12 protein-coding genes are annotated in these 20,845 nt (G+C 37.2%); 1 reads left to right on the top strand and 11 read right to left on the bottom strand.

What is annotated here, in order from left to right; genetic code table 11:
- Positions 1-102: 102 nt before the first annotated feature.
- The 7 genes from DDY94_RS13835 to DDY94_RS13805 form a co-directional block, all read right to left on the bottom strand.
- The gene (locus DDY94_RS13835; protein ID WP_111684980.1) at positions 103-903 is read right to left on the bottom strand and encodes an energy transducer TonB; all 801 of its coding nucleotides are present in this window, start codon (positions 901-903) and stop codon (positions 103-105) included.
- 113 nt (positions 904-1,016) lie between these two features.
- Positions 1,017-1,745 carry an energy transducer TonB gene (locus DDY94_RS13830; protein ID WP_111684978.1) on the bottom strand — a complete coding sequence of 243 codons (729 nt, stop codon included), beginning with the start codon at positions 1,743-1,745 and terminating at the stop codon, positions 1,017-1,019.
- 63 nt (positions 1,746-1,808) lie between these two features.
- The gene (locus DDY94_RS13825; protein WP_111684976.1) at positions 1,809-2,171 is read right to left on the bottom strand and encodes a VanZ family protein; all 363 of its coding nucleotides are present in this window, start codon (positions 2,169-2,171) and stop codon (positions 1,809-1,811) included.
- Entirely contained in the window at positions 2,164-2,544 is a 381-nt protein-coding gene (gene gcvH, locus DDY94_RS13820; protein WP_111684974.1) for a glycine cleavage system protein GcvH, read from the bottom strand. The genes DDY94_RS13825 and gcvH overlap by 8 nt, the downstream gene beginning before the upstream one ends.
- Positions 2,545-2,617: 73 nt before the next feature.
- Entirely contained in the window at positions 2,618-9,919 is a 7,302-nt protein-coding gene (gene sov / locus DDY94_RS13815; RefSeq protein ID WP_449489479.1) for a T9SS outer membrane translocon Sov/SprA, read from the bottom strand.
- A gap of 5 nt (positions 9,920-9,924) precedes the next feature.
- Positions 9,925-10,506, bottom strand: a complete 582-nt coding sequence (ruvA, locus tag DDY94_RS13810) for a Holliday junction branch migration protein RuvA (RefSeq protein ID WP_111684970.1) — start codon at positions 10,504-10,506, stop codon at positions 9,925-9,927.
- Positions 10,507-10,671: 165 nt separating this feature from the next.
- Positions 10,672-12,957, bottom strand: a complete 2,286-nt coding sequence (locus tag DDY94_RS13805) for an NADP-dependent malic enzyme (protein WP_111684968.1) — start codon at positions 12,955-12,957, stop codon at positions 10,672-10,674.
- Positions 12,958-13,106: 149 nt separating this feature from the next.
- On the opposite strand from DDY94_RS13805, the gene DDY94_RS13800 reads away from it, so the two are divergent.
- Positions 13,107-15,479 (top strand): DUF5686 family protein, encoded by a 2,373-nt coding sequence (locus DDY94_RS13800; RefSeq protein WP_111684966.1) that lies wholly within the window; start codon positions 13,107-13,109, stop codon positions 15,477-15,479.
- A 4-nt stretch (positions 15,480-15,483) separates the two neighbouring features.
- Here the strand turns inward: DDY94_RS13800 and queG are convergent, their stop codons facing one another.
- From queG to DDY94_RS13780, 4 genes are all read right to left on the bottom strand, one after another.
- Positions 15,484-16,404 (bottom strand): tRNA epoxyqueuosine(34) reductase QueG, encoded by a 921-nt coding sequence (queG, locus tag DDY94_RS13795; RefSeq protein ID WP_111684964.1) that lies wholly within the window; start codon positions 16,402-16,404, stop codon positions 15,484-15,486.
- 225 nt (positions 16,405-16,629) lie between these two features.
- A complete protein-coding gene (locus DDY94_RS13790) occupies positions 16,630-17,790 on the bottom strand; it encodes a cytochrome-c peroxidase (protein ID WP_232817875.1) in 1,161 nt (386 codons plus the stop codon).
- A gap of 138 nt (positions 17,791-17,928) precedes the next feature.
- A complete protein-coding gene (gene ruvB / locus DDY94_RS13785; RefSeq protein WP_111684962.1) occupies positions 17,929-18,951 on the bottom strand; it encodes a Holliday junction branch migration DNA helicase RuvB in 1,023 nt (340 codons plus the stop codon).
- Between the two features lie 73 nt (positions 18,952-19,024).
- Positions 19,025-20,821, bottom strand: coding sequence for a cytochrome c oxidase subunit I (locus DDY94_RS13780; RefSeq protein ID WP_111684960.1), 1,797 nt, complete (start codon positions 20,819-20,821; stop codon positions 19,025-19,027).
- Between the last annotated feature and the right edge of the window lie 24 nt (positions 20,822-20,845).

Genomic DNA, 20,845 nt, shown 5'->3' with positions numbered 1-20,845 from the left:
ACAAGGATTTTAGTGTTCGAAAGATACTTAATTTTTTTAGGAACACTAAACAAAAAACCGTTACCTAATAGATAACGGTTACGGAGTAAGATTCGTGTAATTTTAATTTTCAATTAGAAAATTGATATTCAAATTATAACTCACACTCACAGGTAAGTCTCTCTGAAATCCTGGTATCATCTGCGGGATTTTACCAATCACTCGTCTGGCTTCTTTTTCGAGAGCCTGATGTGGTGCTCTAATTTTTATATCTGAAATATTTCCATCTTTATCTACGGTAAATTGCGTCTGTATTTTACGTTTCCCTGTAATACCATTATCTCGGGCTATTTCCGTATTGAACTTTCTATTGACAAGGCGATTGATTTTATCAGACATACATTTTCGCTTTGCTGAATTTGTCTTCTTACGTTCGCATCCAGGATATACTGGCACTTTTTCAACAGCAGTAAAAGGAATGATAATTGGGCCTTTATCCTCTTCACCCAGATCATCAGGGATGTTTCCAACATCTACCGGATCGTCTGTAGGAAGATCATCTGCCGGAAAAATCTCATCTTCAAGTTGGTCGATGTTATCATCATCCTTTACATCGTACTTGTCTTTTAAAACTTTACTACGCGGTTTTTTCGGTTTGGGTTTTTCGCGTTTTTCAGGTTCAAGACGAAATACCGTAGCAACTTCAATTGTTTCCGAATCGTTTGGCTCTGCCGTTTCAACAACAATTTTTTTGTCCTGAAATTGCATTTCAAAGAGTGAATAGGTGGCTAATAAACAAAGAATCAACCCGATTTGAAAATAGAGGGTTGAGTTTTTTTGTAAATTTGCATCATGCTTCTGTGATTTTCTCACATCAGTAGTGTTCTGACCAGCACTATTGACATTCTTTTTAGAATTTTTCATAATACGTATTATTTAAAATGTTAATATTATGATAAAGTCACAATAAGCATACCAAAAAGAAAATCCCGTCCAATTAATTTGAACGGGATTTTTATATGATGTTTTAAAACTATCTAGTCTTGTACAGAGAATACAATTGGAATAGAGAATGGCATTACTACCGCTTTTCCTCTTTGTTTTCCTGGTTGCATTTTAGGAAGCTGACTGATTACACGCTTTGCTTCTTTTTCTAGACCTGGATGCGGTCCACGAGCAATTACGTTAGTCACTTTTCCTGTTTTATCAACTTTAAACTGAACGAAGATTCTCTTCTTACCTGGAGGTAATCCTAATTCACTTCCTAAGTCAGTATTGAATTTTTTACCGATGAATTTATTCACCTTCTCGTTCATGCACTTCTTTTTGGCTTCATTTCCTTTTTTCTTTTCACATCCAGGAAAGACGGCCACATTCTCGATAACATGGAACGGTACTTCAATATCTTCTTCAACTTCTTCTACTTCTACTTCCTCCACTTCAACAATTTCTGTATCCATTTCAGTTTCTGTAGATTCGATTACAGTTTCTTCAACCTCTTCTTCATCCTCAACAACCTCAATAATTTCTGGCGCTGCAGGTGGTGGTGGAGGTGGTGGTGGAGGCGTAATAATTTGTTCTGTAATTGGAATTTCTTCTTCTAACTCGTCATCTAAATTAAGCGTGTCTGCTACAACATCACTTTTATCGTATGTCTTGTAGTTAATTGCCATATAGGTAACTCCAAGCATTAAAGCAAGACCAACAGCAAAGTAAAGTGAACTGTTACGTCTTACGTCTGATTTAGGATTCTTCTTAGGTTCCATAGTATAATCATTTATAGTGTCGCTAATTTAACTAAATAAAAGCTAAATAAGCAAAACTTGTAGTTATTTTAACTTTATTATATTCAATCTGGCTGCAATTAATGTGCCAACTATGACACCGAGGCAATTTGCTAGTAAATCTAAGGTGTCGTATGTTCTGTTTGGGTTAAACTGATGTTGTACAAGTTCGAGTACTATTCCAAATAGAATCATACCTACAAAAACCTTGTACAATTTGATTTCATTTTTGAAATTTTTGAAATAGGTAATCCACAAACCTGCCAAAACAAAATAGGCGAGGAAATGATAGATCTTATCATCAAAAGATGAGCCAAGCTGTGGCACACCATTTAAGTTGATTAAATAAACTATAACTAGCAGTATGGTATAACCTATTGCTGCTAATAATAGTAACTTTTTAACCACTTATAAGTGCTTTATAATCCTCAGCAGATAATAAACTATCTATTTGAGACTCATCAGAAATCTTTAACTTAATCATCCAGCCTTCACCATACGGATCTGTGTTAACCTTTTCTGGTTCGTCTTCGAGGTTCTCGTTAAATTCAATGATCTCACCAGATAATGGTAAAAATAAATCTGAAACTGTTTTTACTGCTTCAACAGTACCAAAAACTTCTTCCGCGTCAAGTGTTTCGTCTAGTGTATCAACTTCTACGTAGACAATATCACCTAATTCTCCTTGAGCAAAATCTGTAATACCCACGGTGGCAGTATCGCCTTCAATTTTAATCCATTCGTGGTCTTTGGTGTACTTTAAATCTGATGGTATATTCATCCTAAATGTTCTAAAAAATTAATGAAACAAAAATAATTTTTTAATTCCTTGTTTTCAAGATTTGCAACAAAAATTAATTTCCGAAGTTATAGCGCAAGGTAATACCTGATCGAAGCGATGACTGTGGGAATGATGTTGATATCGCAAAATCTGAGAAGGTATAATCAAAATAGAAAATTGCTGTTAGATTTTTGCTAAACGCATAGTCGGCAGTAAATTTAGCGTTCCAAATGGTCTGACCTGCAGTAACCTGATTGCTTTCGAGGTCTAAATATCTAATGATGGTTTTGTTATCTCTTACTGAAATATCAGCTCTCATATTTAGATCACTCTTAATGACCTGCTTTGCTCCTGCTAAGGCTGAACGAATTCTAAGGTCTTTAATTCGATATCCAAGACCTAAAGTATATTCTTGCCCCTGCACTTCAGTCATCAAATTATTATCGAAACTCAAGGATAGCAATCGGTCTTTCTGAACTTCGGCAAGTACCTTGATAGAATTTTTCATTTCGAACTCTAGTCGAATAAGCGGACTGAACTGCTCTTCAAGATTGATATTGCTGTAAAGTGTTCTGTTTTTAATATTTCCAGATTGATCTAAGGCATCAGCATTTTGTGGTGCGTCATAGTCAAAATCTGTATCATAAGCCGCGAAATCTAAATTGGCTCTAAATTGATTTATGGTATATCTCGATCTATACCCATGTTGTATTGAAAAACGTCTGAAGGTCTTCTTAAACCATGGAATTTTCATGAGACCAGTGTACTTAATGGTCCAGTTCGGAATCGGGATATCTCTAAAGGCTCCTGTGTTTATTTTGTCTGGATCAACACCCTGATATGCTGCTAAAAATGCAGGTAATAAAACACGTTGGTTATTTTTTCCGAACCCCTCAGGGAATCCTTCAGCATCTGTACCAAATGGTGTAGCGCCATAAAATTCTCGGGCCAATCGGTTTGCAACAATAAGACGGTTAGCTCTGAATTCATCGAAAGTTGCCGATTGGTTCTCGTCACTTTTGCTGAACGCTGTTTTAATTAGTGCGGTAGAAATATTAAAATTACCAAACGAATTTGTGATCAGATCTTCGTATTCATCACTTAAACCATCACCATCATTATCTAATCCTCTAAAGTTCTCTGTGATGTTTTCGGCGTATGTTCTGTTACCAATAAGATCAATTTTAAGATCGCGCATTGGTTCAACATTAACGGAGTAATCTAAAGTTCTGTTTGTTACTTCGGTATATTGCTGGTTGAACTCTGGGAAGACGGTTAACCAACCATTCTCAGCAACCACACTTCTAATGTCTTGCTGACTACCAAAAGTATATCCTACTGTTGGTCTTAACGTGCCAATAAATCCAGGTGTTGGCAAATAACCAGGTAAGAAGGTACCGTTGTTTTCAGTGTATCCAAATTGAATACGCTTCACCATAGTTACAATATCTATTAGAGTATTGTAGGCTTTCTTTCCTGCACTTAACTTATTTGGATCTTGTCCTTGATCCGTATTGCTCAATGCCTTATTGTCTGGTGTTGCTCTTCTTGTGGCCACCGTACTTCGGTTATTTCTATTTCTCCCTCTTTGATTTCCTTTTCTCACTAAACCTATCGACTTATAGAAGGTCTCCATATTTAGAGTTGAATTCAAGTTATGTGTATTTGAATTCTGAATAGTATGACCTAAATTATAAGTTCTTAATACATCTGGCGTATTTGGATCATTATCGGCATCAATTTCTACTTGAAGATTTTCGTTAAGGTCAGAGCCCTTTTGCCATTGGAACGTACCGTTATAAGCATACGTTGCTCGTAAAAAACTTAAAGCAGGTATCTTATAAAGTGGCAATTCATAGTTAACCTGAAGCTGTTGCGTTTGAATATTTGGATCGCCAAAATCGAAGAAGCCGTCCCAGACATCGAGCTCAGGATCTTGCCTTCCGTTTATACGATCGTCGATGAAATAATTTCTAACAATATTACTATTTGCCGCAGAGAAATTTAACGTTAACGCATCTGTAAGATTATAGTTGATAGCATATTGGAAATCGAATGTATAATTTCTTCGGAAGAGTTCTTCAATAGCAATATTGTCTCCTCCTAATTCGACCTCTCTGAAGCGTTGCTTGCTAAACTGTCTGTTGATATCTGTATTAAAAGTGATGTTAGAAGGCAAGAGATTAAAATTGAAATCCTTTAAAATTTTCCAATACCTTCCTGTAAATAAAGAATCATTCTTTTTGAACGGCTCTATCTTAACCGGATTAAAACTGTAGTTGTAATTTACTCCAGCTCTAATATTTTGATCTAAGGAATTTTCAATTTCAAAATCGCGATGCTCAACTTTATTATATGAATAGTTGAAGGTTAAATTTTCTACATCATAGAATCGTTGTTTCTTTTCACCTGTACGCTGTTTTCTAACACCAATGAAATTAATACTCTTTCGTTTGGTATAACTTTCAGATTGCTGTCTAATTCGTTCTTCGTCTTCATCATTATCGGCAGCGTCTAATCGAGAATCTAAGGTAAGGTCATTATAAAATCTATCGAACTTTGGCGTAACTAATTCTTCACTTTGCGAATAATTGAATGGTAGTTGCACACCCCATTTCTTTGGCAATAACTGACCCAATTGCATATTGGTAACCACATCGTATTGCTGCACATCTTCAAGACTTCGCTCAGCTGGCCCTTGTTCAATACCACCAAAACCAATTGTACTTCTTCGACCTGTAAAACTCACATCGGCAAAATCAGCAATATTAGAATCCATACCTACAACTGCCGCCCATCCGCCTTCGTTTTCTAGTTCAGACATACGTAATTCATTAAACCAAACTTCGCCACAAGCGTTAGCCATAGTAATACCTGAATTTTTAACACCGACCATTAAAACCCTTACATTTCCGAAATTTGGATTTCCTTTTATTGCTATTCGTTGTTGCCCTATATCTAGTTGTGAAAATTCTAAAACTGGAGTTTCGTTTAGCTGTCCATCAATGACATCATAAAATGTTGGATCTTGATTTGAAAGCGTTCCGTTTTCAATACCTAATGCTTTTATTTGTTGCAAGAATTCAAGTGGGATATTCATTTCATTCTCCGTAGGCCAAATACGCTCTGCAATTGGCAGGTTTGAATCAGCAAAATCTGTTGGTAATAACGGAATTTCAATTTGGTAGAAATTTTCAGTGAAATCGTTCCCCATTCTAATAAAAGCGGTCATTTCACCAGGTTGTAAAACCTGTCCATCTTGTGCTTCGGCGTGCAAAAACATACGTAGCTTCTTGTACTGACGCATGTCTACGTTGATGTTTTTAAATACTCCTCGAGAATCTGTAGGTTCTAAATCACAAGCCTGAAGTACTAATGACTGCTCATTCTGTCTAATAATGTTGTTATTATTATTCAATTCTTCACGGCGTACTCCTGGCGGAATAACATAATCTCCATCATTTTCCTGAACACCAATAATGGCCACATTAAATTCAGCATCTGCACTGTTATTGGTTGGGTCATTATCCAAGTCTTGGGTAAATCGACGCCAATCACTTCGTACTAGGTCTAATGTTGCAAAACGCAGAACTGTATTTTCTGTAAAGTCTCTAAGATATAGACGCGCAAAACGAACCGATCTGATATCACTAATACCACCGATAGCATTTGTAGGTTCGCTAATTGGTAATCTAAACTGATACCATGACACCTCTCTTTGGTCACCGTTTGGTAAAGTAACCGTTCTTACTTTTATATCATTAATTTGAGGGTTGTTGATGTTCAGCGCTGCCGGATTGATGTCAACTTCATACTCGAAATAACTATCAATTGTATTCATGGTGTTATCTCGGTTAATATCCTCAACATCTGGCTGCGTTGTAGAACCTCTATTTGTATCTGTAAAGACATCTGGCGTATTACCTTCCTGACCGTTGTATTGCTTATAACGTTCAAAAATATTACCCTCTGTATTTAGGTAATAGGTATAGTTATCTAACGCAGGATCCTCACCAAATTGTGGTCCAAATGCTGCAATTTCTTCAGCATCGTCATAACCATCATAACCAACATCCTGATTATCTCTTTGATCACCAGTAGTGGCGAAGGTATATATCAGTGATTGGTCTTGTGGCACAACACCACCGAAATCTGTAGGTTGTAAGAAGGATACATCACCATCTTCTGGTAGTCCATTTTCATATTGTTTCTTACCATCCTTCAAAACATCTTCAGAAATATTACCAAGGTTCACATAAAGTTTTCCACCTTGCCCTGCAGGATTATCTAAGAATGGATCTTGTACCCAGAATTCAATATATTCAACATTAGCCTGTTCAAAATCAGTTGATGTTATCTGTCTTGTTATACCTGCCCAACTTTGAGTAGGATTCAAAACGCCGTTGGCTGCATTTGGATCGAAATTATAAGGCCCACGTTCTGAAGGATAATAAACCAAATCTAAGGTATTGATTACAGAGGTTTGCCCTTGAACGATATCAACCTCAGGAAAGATTTCTTCAATAAAAACACGTCTTGTATATAAGTTGGAAACATCGTCATCAGTGATTCCTCCTGGTCGTTGGTTACTATAAAAAATAGGATCGATAGTATACCAGTTTAGGAAAGCTCTACCATAACCATTTTCTATTCCATTGTTATCATTTCCTGGAATATTTCCTGGTAATTCTTGCGGTCTACTCGATAAGAACCACGACAATGGACTCAATAGATCAATAGCACCTTGGGTTCCTTCAAAATCGTCGATATAAGCCGTTGCTTCACCATTGAAATCTGTACCATTAGGTGCACCTGGCAATAAGTATGCGAATTCACCTCTAACGGATAAATTTGAAGGTACATCGGTATCTACATTTGGTAGTTTATTTACCATTCGGGTTAAAAAAGGCACTTCAGTAGAGTAGTTACCGTTGATACCAAAAATGGTGTTATTAATTGGCTCGGCATTAAAATTGGCCTTCTGTGTAATTGGACGTTCATTAAGATTTAATAGTGTTGCACCGAGTACAAAATTCTCGTTAAATTGATGCTCTACATTAATTCCTGTAAATCTTCGGGTTTGCTGACCAAATACGGCATTGTTTTCAACCGAAACATTTATAGGTGTATTTGATGCTTTCAGAGCTTCGTCTAAAATTTCTACACGTCCTAATTGATAATTCACGGTGTAATCAATTCCTTCTACAAGTAATCGACCTCCGGCAGTAACTCTAACAGATCCACGCGGCACATTGAATGCCCCTATAGGAATACCACCATCACCACCACTACTTTTAAATCGTCCTTTAATTTGGAATTTATTTTTCTCTGCTTCATCTAAAGCCTGAGTCTTAGTAGACTTGTATAATAAATCGTAAACGTATTTTTCCTGATTGGCATTGGTAAACACATCTTGCTCGTAATCTGACTCGTTGTTATTAGGGTTACCGTCATCATCTAAAATATCAAAGAGGTAACGCCCAAAGGGTTCTGCCTTTGTGAAAATGATCTTCCCATTCTGCGTTAATACCGTTAGTCCTGGTACATAATCGAAGAAACCATCACCGAGCTCTTGTGGATCATTGTTAAAATTGAGTCGATCTAAATGAAATAATCGAATTAAAGGCGTTTCTCTAATTTCAGTATCATCGCCAGTAAATGGTGTGTTGTTTCCGAACGGTGGAAAAGTAGTGCCTTCAACCGGAACAATATAATTAACAGGAGAGGCTTCCGTGTAGAAAATGTTTAATCTAAAATCTTCCTGACTCAATTGAAAAGCTCCAGTATCGTAAATGTTTTTCATCATAAGATCCCAAATTGGCTGATCTACAACGGTAACAGCACTCTTCAACATCTTTAGAATTAAACTTTGATTATTCACGATTTGATTACCACCTCCATCATCACTCACGTCCGTAGCATCTACCCCATCGTTGGCAAATTCACCTACTTGAAACACTTGGCCGCCAACGGTATATTGAAAAGCGACTGCCAAAACCTCATCATTGAGTAAGCGTTGATTTAAAGAGATGTAACCCAATTCAGAATGAAGCACATAATCCTGACCTTCAATCAGCTTTCGCGCAGCTTCTAGTTTACCATAGTCGAATCCTTCATTTATACTCACAGTAACACCAGCCTCAACATTGGTGATATCTCTAACGGCATCCGTAAGGAGTGATCCTGGACCTCCAATATTGGTAGGATCAAACTCGTTATTTCCATTATCTGGTAAGGCTCCTGGGTTATTTACAAATCCTGCCGGTAATGGATCGAGACCTATATTATCTGCTTCAGATTCACCAAGATCCTGAAATGCAACTACGTTTCTTACGTTGTCCGTTTGGTTATTCCTGTTGGTAACCCAAACTTCAACTCTAGTAATCTGCAGTCCTTGATTATCAATAAATGGATATTGCAATAAAGCTCTATCGTAATTATCTCTAAAATAATGTGCTAAGAAGTAATGTCTGTTTTCGTCGTAATCTCTTGCAAAGAATTCAAACTCTTCTAAAGTACCACCACCCTGAGCAACCACAGACCTCGATTGTGATTGTTGTTCTGAAAAAACTGCTGTTACACTTGTCTTACCGAATTGTAGTTCCGTTTTAACTCCAAAAAGACTTTGCGCGCCTGTAATTAATGAGCTATTTAGAGGCATGTTGACGTTACCTACTTCGATCTTACGAACAATATCATCTTCAGTAGGTGTGTATTCTAATTTTATAAGTTGTTGAAAATCGAAGGTAGCTTCGGTATCGTAATTGGCAGTAACCTGAAGGCGTGTTCCAACTTTACCAAGTAAGCTCAAACCGATTCTTTGATCAAAATCAAAAGTGAAATTTGTACGGTTTCGAGGAGAAAATGCAGGATTATCTTGTCTTGAAAATAATATTCCTAAATCGACCTCGGCGTAACCACTAGGTATTACACTGATGGTATTACCACCAAAAATGGTTTCAAACAATCCTGAATTCACATAAAACTCAGGTAATAAATTCTTTCGGTCTTCTTCCGTCCCTTCTTTTTGTCCGGCTGCAGCATCGACCATTTGCTTATAGTAAGCTTTCAGTCTTTCTTCCAATACCAACTTCTGAAATTCCTCGGGCGTTAATATCAATGGATAGTTAATATTAAATTCTCCGATTTTTTCAGTGTAGATGTATTTATCTAAAATAGGATCGTAAGTATATTTTGAAACAATACTATTTGGGTTAGGCATTTTTAACTTACCAAAGGCGAATGTTGTTTTGGTAGAATCTTGTTCTTCCTCTTCTGGCACTTGAGCAAAAACTGACGCACTCATTAGCATCATAAGGGCTAATGAAATATAAAAACTGATTGATTTTATTGACGTATAGTTAGTTTTGTTCAATTGCATTACAAATTTTTCAGAGCTTCTTTAATAATCTGCTCTACAAGGGCATCTGGCTGGGCTTTTAAAATTCTTTCGACTACTTTTTCCGACTGTTTTTTGTTAAATCCTAGTACATCTAAAGCAGATAACGCTTCATCCTTATTCGTATTGTTTGGTATTAAAGAAAGTTCTTCTAAGCCATATACTTTTAACACTTTATCCTTTAAATCAATAATAACACGTTGCGCCGTTTTTGCACCAATACCTTTTACACTTTGTATTAAGGCAACATCACCACTGGCAATACCTTCCTTGACCTGATCTGGGGTCAATGACGAAAGCATAGTTCTGGCTGTATTGGCACCAATACCGCTCACAGAGATTAAAAGTTTAAAAATCTCACGTTCAGTTTTTGACGAAAACCCATATAGACTATGAGCATCTTCTCTAACTTGTAAATATGTATAAAGCTTTAAGTTTTCCCTATCCGGAATTTGAGAAAATGTATGTAGTGATATATTAACAAAGTACCCTACACCGTTGCAATCGATAACAACATCCGTAGGATTTTTTTCAACAAGTTTACCCTCTAACTGCGTAATCATAAATATGAGCTATCTGCTTAGATTAACGCTAATCCATACTCATCGAAATTCTATTTTGGTAAATTGTGCTTTTACCATATAAATTCGATAAATCTATTTCATAGGTTAAAGTCCCAAATGTAATAAAATTATTTACATAAGTTAGACTAGATCGCCCCTAAGAATTCAATGTTTTTTAAGTCGTTTTTCACGTTCTTGAGCATCGATCACAGCGATGGCTGTCATATTTACAATTTCGTCGACGCTTGCATCTAATTGTAAAATATGAACTGGTTTTGCCATACCCATCATTATTGGCCCAATAGACTCAGCATTATTAAGCTCTTTCAACAATTTATAGGTAATATTTGCAGCATCTAAGTTTGGAAAGATCAGGGTGTTTACTTTTCGTCCTGCCAACTTTGAAAATGGAAAAATATCCCTTAGCATTTTTGCATTTAAGGCAAAATCTGTTTGAAGTTCTCCATCTACTATCATGTCTGGATAAACTTTATGTAAGAATGCCACCGCATCCTTTACCTTCTTTGCTCTGGTATTGTCTGAAGACCCAAAGTTTGAATAAGAAATCATAGCCGTTACAGGTTCAATACCAAACATCTTTGTAACCATTGAGGTCATTCTGGCAATTCTGGCTAAGTCTTTGGCATCTGGATCAATATTAATCGAGGTATCGCTCAAAAACATTGGACCCCTTTGCGTCATCATTACGTTTGTGGTTGCAATCCTTGAGGCACCATCGGCCATTCCTATAAGTTCTAACATCGGTTTTACGACTGCTGGATAGCTTCGAGAATATCCAGTAATAACAGCATCAGCATCACCTTCATTAACCATCATTGCCGCGTAATAGTTACGTTCACGCATTTTTTGCTCTGCGGAATAGATCGTTACTCCTGAGCGCTTTCGTTTTTCCCAATAGGCTCTGGCATAGCGATTTTTACGTTTTAACTCTTCATCAGATTTAGGATCTAAGATCGGCACATCAGCGTTAAAATCGAGTTGTTTCATCAAATCGATTATGGTATCCTTTCTACCTAAAAGAATGGGTTTAGCGATACCTTCGTCATAGACAATTTGCGCTGCTTTTAGAACGTCGAGTTGATCTGCCTCTGCAAAAACAACGCGTTTCGGATTCGTTCGTGCTCTACCCAACAGTAATCTCACAAGCTTATTATCTGAACCTAACCGTTCTAAAAGTGACTCCTTATAACCTTCCCAATCTTGAATTGGTTCTTTGGCCACACCGCTTTCCATTGCCGCTTTGGCAACTGCTGGAGGTACTTCAGCAATTAATCGTGGATCAAAGGGTTTCGGAATAATATAGTCTTTACCAAAGGTGAGGCGCGTTTCATTATATGCTAGATTTACCTGTTCTGGTACTGGCTCTTTAGTTAATCTTGAAAGTGCTTTAACGGCAGCCATCTTCATGGCTTCATTGATCTTTGTTGCTCTTACATCTAATGCTCCTCTGAAAATAAAAGGAAACCCTAATACATTATTAACCTGATTAGGATGATCGCTTCGGCCAGTTGCCATAATAATATCCTCACGCGTTTTACATGCCAAATTATAATCGATCTCAGGATTTGGGTTGGCCATGGCAAATACAATAGGATTCTTTGCCATCGATGTCAACATCTCAGGAGAAACAATATCAGCCATGGACAATCCTATAAAAACGTCCGCATCTTTCATGGCCTCGTCTAAGGTGTCAATTTTTCTGTCTGTTGCAAACTCCGCTTTTTGTGAAGTAAGATGCTCTCTATCTTTTCTAATAACACCTTTACTATCGAGCATTACAATGTTTTCAGATTTTGCCCCAAAAGCTTTGTAGAGGCGTGTACACGAAATTGCCGCAGCACCAGCACCACTGACTACGATCTTTACATCTTCAATTTTCTTATTGGCAAGTTCTAAGGCATTCAAAAGTGCCGCTGCCGAAATTATGGCAGTACCATGCTGATCATCGTGCATCACAGGAATGTCTAATTCTTCCTTCAGGCGACGTTCAATTTCAAACGCTTCAGGCGCCTTTATATCTTCAAGATTAATCCCTCCAAAAGTTGGCGCTATATTCTTAACTGTTTCGATAAACTCATCAACATTTTCAGTATCAACTTCAATATCAAAAACATCGATGTCAGCAAATATTTTAAAAAGTAAGCCCTTACCTTCCATGACTGGTTTTGAAGCTTCCGGACCTATATTTCCTAAGCCTAAAACGGCTGTACCGTTAGAGATCACTGCAACTAGATTTCCTTTGGCAGTATACTTATATATGGCGTTGACGTCTTTTTCAATTTCCAAACAAGGTTCAGCTACACCCGGGGAGTACGCTAATGATAGATCGCGTTGAGTGGCATATTTTTTCGTGGGAACTACCTTGATTTTACCTGGAGTAGGCTTAGCATGATATACTAAAGCCTCTAGACGCTTACTTTCTTTGCTCATCTTTCAATTAGTTAAGTTGCAAATTTACAAATATTACGCTGCAAAAAGGCGATTATATAATTGATCACTACAAATATGAATTTCAAAGGCTATTAACAATAATTTTAAAAAATTGTGTGTTAATTCGTAATAGCATTAGCCAACATTATATGAAAAACCTCTTCCTACTCTTAATTTTCCTGTTTTGCATACATCTTAATAGTCAAAACGAAAAAAAATTAACACTAATTGATGACACGACAGGGCATGTAATTCCATTTGCGAATGTGTTATTTAGTGAGCTTGGTAAAAAGGGGACTTCCTCTGATATTGATGGCGTCTTTTATGTGCCAACAACCATCAAATCCATAACCATCAGCTATGTTGGTTATGAAACCAAAGTTGTGGAACTTGCTAAGGTTACAACGCCCTTCATACGATTAAAGTCTAAGGTCAGTGCCTTAGATGAGGTAGTCATTGATGGTGAAAATCCTGCGCATCGTATCATCAAGAATGCTGTTAAAAATAAAGATATCAATAATCCTGAAAGTTTAAATTCATTCACACATGAGTCTTACGATAAGATAATTGTGAAACTAGGTAACTCCGATACATCACTAAAAAAAGACAGTATACAAATGAAGATCGATAGTGTAATGAAGGGGTCTTATCTTTTTATTACCGAAACTATCGCAAAACATAAATACTTAAGACCTCGTTTTTCAGAAGATAGCATCATTGCGACGCGGTCATCTGGATTTAAAAATCCACAATTTGCATTACTAGCCAACAGCTTTCAGCCCTTTTCATTTTATGAGGACCATATTGAATTATTTGAAACCAACTACCTCAATCCTATTTCAAAAGGTAGTACACGTAAGTATAAATTTCGATTAAAGGAGGAATACATTCAAGGTAAGGATACCATTTTTGTGATCTCCTTCGAGCCAAAGACAAATCGGAATTTTGAAGGTTTCGAAGGATTGTTAACTATTAACTCCAACAACTATGCTGTACAGAGTGTAGATGCTTCAACCTTTAATTCGGGTAAGCTTAGTGTTAAGATTCAGCAGAAATATGCCTTCGTAAATGACGAACATTGGTTTCCGGAACAATTAAATTTTGAAATTACAATTGGCGAAGGTCTCGGCAGTGTTACCTATGTTGGTAAAAGCTATTTATCTAAGATTAGACCAAATGCTCCATTAAACAAAAAGGACTTTCCTTTTGTTGCTATTACTTTACCTGAAAATGCAGGATTGAGAGACGAGAGTTTTTGGAACTTTAACCGTCGTGACACTCTAAATACAAATGAAAAACGAACCTACGTTTTTATAGATAGTATTGGCGAGAAAATAAAACTCGATAAAATATTCAAACTTGTTCCAAGCTTATTAGAAGGGCGTTATCCTTTGAAATATGTAGATATAGACATCAAAAATGTACTTCGCTTTAATAAGTATGAAACCGCAAGATTAGGTTTGGGGCTTTATACCAATGACGACCTCTTACAAAATGTCTCTCTAGGTGCTTATGCCGGCTATGGATTTGGAGACAGCGCCTGGAAATATGGCGGTGAACTTGTTGTTGATATTCCGGGTAAAAAGGATATTGAAGTGCGTCTAAAATACATGAACGATTTGCGAGAAATAGGACGGCTTTCTGACCCGCGCTTTGACGAAGCTTTTTCTCAGCGCAATTGGATGGCGAGTGGTATGGATGGTATTGAATCTTTTAGTATCGCCACAGACATGAAGCTATTTAGAAACCTTAATTGGACACTTGGACTTAGTACTGCCGATATTAATCCCCTTTACGATTACGCCTACTTAAATAATGCAAGTGTCATTACCAATTATAAAAATACAGAGCTAAACATTGGAATAGGGTTCCACGCAAAGGAGCAATTACTAAATAATTTTGGTGTGATCTCTAGAGTTCCCAATGATGCCCCTGTTCTAAACCTTTTATATACACGAGGTTTAGATGGAACGCTAAATGGAGAATTTAGCTATAACAAGTTCAGAGTTACTCTAGATCACAGCTTTATCACTAAAGGATTGGGGAAAACAAGTTACAGATTGGATTTGGGGTATTTAGGTAGCTCACTTCCGATTGGGCTTATGTTTACGGGCGAAGGTGCATTCGACAGGGATTTACCATTTGTTGTTAAAAACTACTTTCAGACCGTAAGACCTTATGAGTTTTTATCTAATAAGTATGTTCATCTGTTTACGATGCATAACTTTGGAAGATTATTAAATAACAAAGGGAGAATACAACCTGATATATTGCTGTACAACAACTTTGGTATTGGAAGCTTAATACATCCAGAACATCATATTCTCGTGGATTTCTCTAAAAAAGAAGAGCTGTTCATTGAAACAGGATTAGAATTACAAAATCTGTATAAAATAAACTGGATGGATATAGGTTATCTCGGTCTGGGAATTGGTGGGTTTTACAGATATGGTTATCACAATTTAGAGAAGTTTGAAGATAATTTTGCTTTAAAACTTTCTTTCGGATTTAGTTTTAGGTAATTTTTTATTGCTTTAAAAACCTAATATTTCTTTTTAAGCCTTCAAACTTGGTTCGCTTAACGGCCGATTTCTTAAAGACTTTTCTAAAGGTATCTTCGGTTATTTCTTCCCAGTCCTTTTTAGTCATTGATAGAAGCTCTGGGTGCGGATCGAATAAGGGCTCATTATGCGATTTTGAAAATCGATTCCAAGGGCAAACATCCTGGCAGACATCACAGCCGAACACCCAGTCGTCAAACTGACCTTTAAACTCACTCGGAATGTTCTCCTTCAATTCTATGGTAAAATATGAAATACACTTACTGCCGTCTACCACATAAGGCTCAACAATAGCTTCTGTTGGGCAGGCATCCATGCAAGCTGTACAGGTACCACAATGATCGGTAACAGGCGTGTCGTAATCCAATTCTAAATCAATGATTAATTCCGCTATGAAATAAAACGATCCGACTTGCTGTGTTAGTAAATTGCTGTGCTTACCAATCCAGCCTAAACCAGACTTAGCCGCCCAGGCTTTATCTAATACAGGTGCCGAATCTACAAAAGCACGACCATGAACTTCTCCGATTTCATTTTGAATAAAAGCTAAAAGTGATTTTAGCTTATCCTTAATTACAAAGTGATAATCCGTTCCGAAGGCATATTTAGACAACTTATAACTATCTGAAGATTGTTCTTCCCTTGGGAAATAATTGAGAAGCAAAGACACTACACTTTTTGAATCAGGCACCAATAAGGTTGGGTCTAAGCGCTTATCGAAGTGATTTTCCATATAACGCATTTCACCGTGCATGTTTTTATTAAGCCATGCCTCTAGTCGTGGCGCTTCTTCTTCTAAAAATTCTGCCTTACTAATACCACAAGACAAAAAGCCAAGGCGTTTCGCTTCGGCTTTAATGAGTTGTGTATATTTTGATTTATTCAATTCAGTTCTTAAAAGAACTAAACTACAATAATGTTTTCGAAAAATCTAGTTACATCCTAAATCTGAAGATGACATTTCATCGGCATTAGGGAAGCAGTTTCCAGAAGGTAATGACTCTGGTACATAACGTTGAAGATTATCATCATATAAAGAATTCTCTATGAATAGTGTTAATTGATTGATTTCTTCTTCAGTTAAATTCAGTGGAACAAAAAATGGAGATAATTAACTATTAGGAACAATTTCGTTTTCTGCGATTGCATTGTTCTTATATTCAATTACATCTTTAACCGATTGAAAGCTCCCTCCATGACCAAAGAAATTAACATCCTTAAGATTATATAATTGTGGAGTTTTAAACTTATAATCATCTTCTGAATTTCCTGTAAATCCACCTCTTCCTCTTTTTGTTGCATCATCAATTACAGTGAGAATTTCTTCTCCTTCCAGGTCTCTCATACCAAGTGCATGAAACTTCATATCATTAAGTGCGGGGCCTGCATGGCACGTAAAGCATTGTGCCTTATCAAAAAACAACTTTGCACCACTAATTTCGTCTTCACTCATGGCATCGTAATCACCCTTTAGCCACCGTTGGAAAGGCGATTGATTGGGTAGAAGTGTTCGCTCATAGGCGGCAATAGCCAGAGAAGCATTCAATTTTGAATAGCGTTCACTTTCGTTAATATTCGGAAAGGCTGCATCAAAAAGTGCTTTATATGTCGAGCTGATAATTTCCTCCGGGATGATTACCAATCGGTGCACATCCATTCCAGCAATAGCCTGAATTTCTACACCTTCAAATCCCAAGTTATTATTTTCTTTAGGTGTACCCGCAGTCCATTGTCCTTCTGTTCCTTCGTTTGGTCCGACAGCTCCGAATTGACCGTTCCATAACATTACCTGCTGATAGGCAACATTTAATGTAGTTGGTGTTCTAATTGGTTGAACATCGAGTTGAGACTCGGCGTATTGTGCATTTTTTGTACGTGCTTCACCTCTTATGCCAAAGCCCATTCCGCCGTCGCCAATACCTTGTTTTAAACCACTTTGAAAACCAGCATCGACATGATGACAGCTAGCGCACGAATAGGTATACATACCTTCATCCATCATAGCGTCTGAACCTATCATAGTCTCGTGGTATAATAGTTTTCCTAGTGCAACTTTAGCTTCAGTAATTGGATTATTGATATCACTTGGAATCAATAAATAGTCTGTTTCTAGGGGTTGAATTAATTCGGCTTTCGAGCCATATAACTCAATAATACGATTCTCTAACGCTAAACCGCTTGAGATGGCTTCATAATTCCGATAATCGCTATCACATGACGAAAATGCGATAAGAGCGAACAGAAATAGGGACTTCAGTCGTAGATTATTCATAAGTAGTGTGCTTTATAATTTCAAATATAAATGCTACTTATGCAGTAAAATTCTTCTATAGACTAACGCATAAAAAATTAGTTGAACTCATTCAAGGTGTTCAACTTATCGATGAAATAACCAAAATATTAGAATATTTTAAAACAAGCCACCCTGAGTGGGGCCTTTTATCTTACCTAAGTGTTTATAAGCTGCCTCTGTAACTTCACGACCTCGTGGTGTACGCATTATAAACCCTTGTTGAATTAAGAACGGCTCATAAACCTCTTCAATGGTTTCGGCACTTTCACTTACTGCAGTAGCCAAGGTTGTAATACCTACGGGACCGCCCTTAAACTTTTCGATAATCGTTGTTAAGATCTTATTATCCATTTCATCTAAACCATGAGCATCTACATTTAAGGCCTTGAGTGCAAACTTGGCAATTTCAATGTCTATACTACCATTACCCTTAATCTGCGCAAAGTCACGTACGCGTCTCAATAATGCATTGGCAATACGCGGAGTACCACGGCTTCTTCCGGCAATTTCTATTGCTGCCTCCATAGTAATAGGCACATTTAAGATTGAAGCACTACGTTGTACGATAGTCGTGAGCAAATCGGTTTTATAGTATTGCAAACGACTACTTATTCCGAAGCGAGCACGCATAGGTGCTGTAAGTAATCCGGAACGCGTTGTAGCACCAACTAGGGTGAATGGACTAAGATTAATTTGAACTGTTCTGGCATTTGGCCCTGACTCAATCATTATATCGATCTTATAGTCTTCCATCGCCGAATACAAATATTCTTCAACGATAGGACTTAGGCGATGGATCTCGTCAATAAAAAGTACGTCTCTATCTTCGAGATTTGTAAGTAATCCTGCTAGATCACCAGGCTTATCCAATACGGGACCCGAGGTTACTTTGATATTTACATCCAATTCGTTAGCTAATATGTGCGCTAAGGTAGTTTTTCCTAAACCGGGTGGTCCATGAAAAAGTGTATGATCTAATGCTTCATCTCGAAGATTAGCCGCCTTCACAAAAACCAATAAATTTTCCAATACCTGATCCTGACCGGTGAAATCTTCAAATGTTAGCGGCCTCAACTTTCTTTCGACGTCGAGCTCCTCGGACGAATAATTATCGTTAGATGGATTGAGGTTTTCGTTCATATTAAACAAATATAACGAAAAAGCCTTTCTGATTTAGAAAGGCTTTTTTATAATATTTCAATTGTATAGTAATCTAATGATGTAGTTCCTCTTCCCCATCTTTCATTGGGACATTTTGAGGCACAAAATCTTCATCATGACCTGGCTTACTGTAGTCGTAAGGCCAACGGTATACGTGAGGAATAGCTCCTGGCCAGTTTCCGTGCATATGCTCAACAGGTGCTGTCCATTCTAAGGTGTTAGATCTCCATGGATTCTGCTCAGCTTTCTTTCCGTAGAAGATACTGCTGATAAAGTTATATAAGAATACCAACTGTACTGCACCGGCAACAAGAGCAAACATTGTAATAACAACTTGCGTATTAGTTGTATCGTCGAACAGTGGGAAATTCGAATTTGTATAATAACGTCTTGGTAAACCTGCCATACCTATAAAGTGCATTGGGAAGAATACGCCATAAGCACAAATCGCAGTGACCCAGAAATGGAGGTATCCAAGGTTTTTGTTCATCATACGACCGAACATTTTAGGGAACCAATGATAAATACCTGCAAACACTCCATATAAGGCTGAAATACCCATTACTAAGTGGAAGTGAGCTACTACGAAATACGTATCGTGTACATTAATATCTAGTGCACTGTCACCTAAAATAATACCTGTTAAACCACCCGTTATAAAGGTTGAAACCAAACCAATTGAAAACAGCATTGCGGGATTCATTTGTAGATTACCCTTCCAGAGTGTGGTTATATAATTGAAGGCTTTTACAGCTGAAGGTATCGCGATCAATAAGGTTGTAAATGTAAATACAGAACCTAAGAATGGATTCATACCTGAAATAAACATGTGGTGACCCCAAACGATTGTTGATAAGAATGCAATTGCAAGGATCGATAGAATCATAGCGCGGTAACCGAAGATTGGTTTTCTTGAGTTTGTTGCTATAATTTCTGATGTGATTCCTAAAGCAGGTAATAATACGATGTATACTTCAGGGTGACCTAAGAACCAGAATAAGTGTTCGAATAATACTGGTGAACCACCTTGATAATGTAATACTTCACCTTGTATAAAGATATCAGATAAGAAGAAGGAAGTTCCGAAACTTCTATCCATTATAAGTAATAAGGCTGCAGATAATAATACAGGGAATGAAATTACACCAATTACCGCTGTAATAAAGAATGCCCAAATAGTTAATGGCATTCTGGTCATAGACATCCCTTTTGTACGTAAGTTTAATACCGTAACGATATAGTTCAATGACCCTAGTAGTGATGATGCAATAAAGATTGCCATTGATACCAACCATAAGGTCATACCAGATCCTGAACCTGGCTGTGCCATTGGTAATGCCGATAACGGCGGGTAAATTGTCCACCCTGCAGCTGCAGGACCAAATTCTACGAAAAATGAAGCTATCATTACCACACATGAGATGAAGAATAACCAGTAGGATATCATGTTAAGAAATCCCGAGGCCATATCTCGTGCACCTAATTGTAATGGAATTAATAAATTACTGAATGTACCACTAAGACCAGCAGTAAGTACAAAGAATACCATTAAGGTACCGTGGATGGTAACTAATGCCAAATATATATCGGCATCCATGACACCTTCAGGTGCCCATTTTCCTAAGAAAGTTTCGAAGATCACATTAGATTTCTCTGGCCATGCAATCTGCATACGAATCATCAGAGACATAAATATCCCGATGATACCCATGATGATCACACCAGTAATTAAATACTGCTTAGCGATCATTTTATGATCTTGGCTAAAGATATACTTCGTGATGAAAGTTTCTTTATGATGATGTACTTCGTGGTCGTCGTGTACGTGAGTATCTATTGCTGCTGACATAATCTATTTCTTTTTCTAATTTTT

Source organism: Winogradskyella tangerina (assembly GCF_003260205.1).
Lineage (GTDB): Bacteria > Bacteroidota > Bacteroidia > Flavobacteriales > Flavobacteriaceae > Winogradskyella > Winogradskyella tangerina.
The sequence above is the reverse complement of the archived record's forward strand: the minus strand, read 5'-3'. Positions and strand labels throughout refer to the sequence as shown.

Excerpts from the sequence above, each read along its gene's own strand:
- ruvA (WP_111684970.1), bottom strand. The coding sequence starts at position 10,506 with ATGATTACGCAGTTAGAGGGTAAACTTGTTGAAAAAAATCCTACGGAT.
- ruvB (WP_111684962.1), bottom strand. The coding sequence starts at position 18,951 with ATGAACGAAAACCTCAATCCATCTAACGATAATTATTCGTCCGAGGAG.
- gcvH (WP_111684974.1), bottom strand. The coding sequence starts at position 2,544 with ATGAATATACCATCAGATTTAAAGTACACCAAAGACCACGAATGGATT.
- DDY94_RS13835 (WP_111684980.1), bottom strand. The coding sequence starts at position 903 with ATGAAAAATTCTAAAAAGAATGTCAATAGTGCTGGTCAGAACACTACT.
- DDY94_RS13830 (WP_111684978.1), bottom strand. The coding sequence starts at position 1,745 with ATGGAACCTAAGAAGAATCCTAAATCAGACGTAAGACGTAACAGTTCA.
- DDY94_RS13805 (WP_111684968.1), bottom strand. The coding sequence starts at position 12,957 with ATGAGCAAAGAAAGTAAGCGTCTAGAGGCTTTAGTATATCATGCTAAG.
- DDY94_RS13780 (WP_111684960.1), bottom strand. The coding sequence starts at position 20,821 with ATGTCAGCAGCAATAGATACTCACGTACACGACGACCACGAAGTACAT.
- DDY94_RS13800 (WP_111684966.1), top strand. The coding sequence starts at position 13,107 with ATGAAAAACCTCTTCCTACTCTTAATTTTCCTGTTTTGCATACATCTT.
- DDY94_RS13790 (WP_232817875.1), bottom strand. The coding sequence starts at position 17,790 with ATGAATAATCTACGACTGAAGTCCCTATTTCTGTTCGCTCTTATCGCA.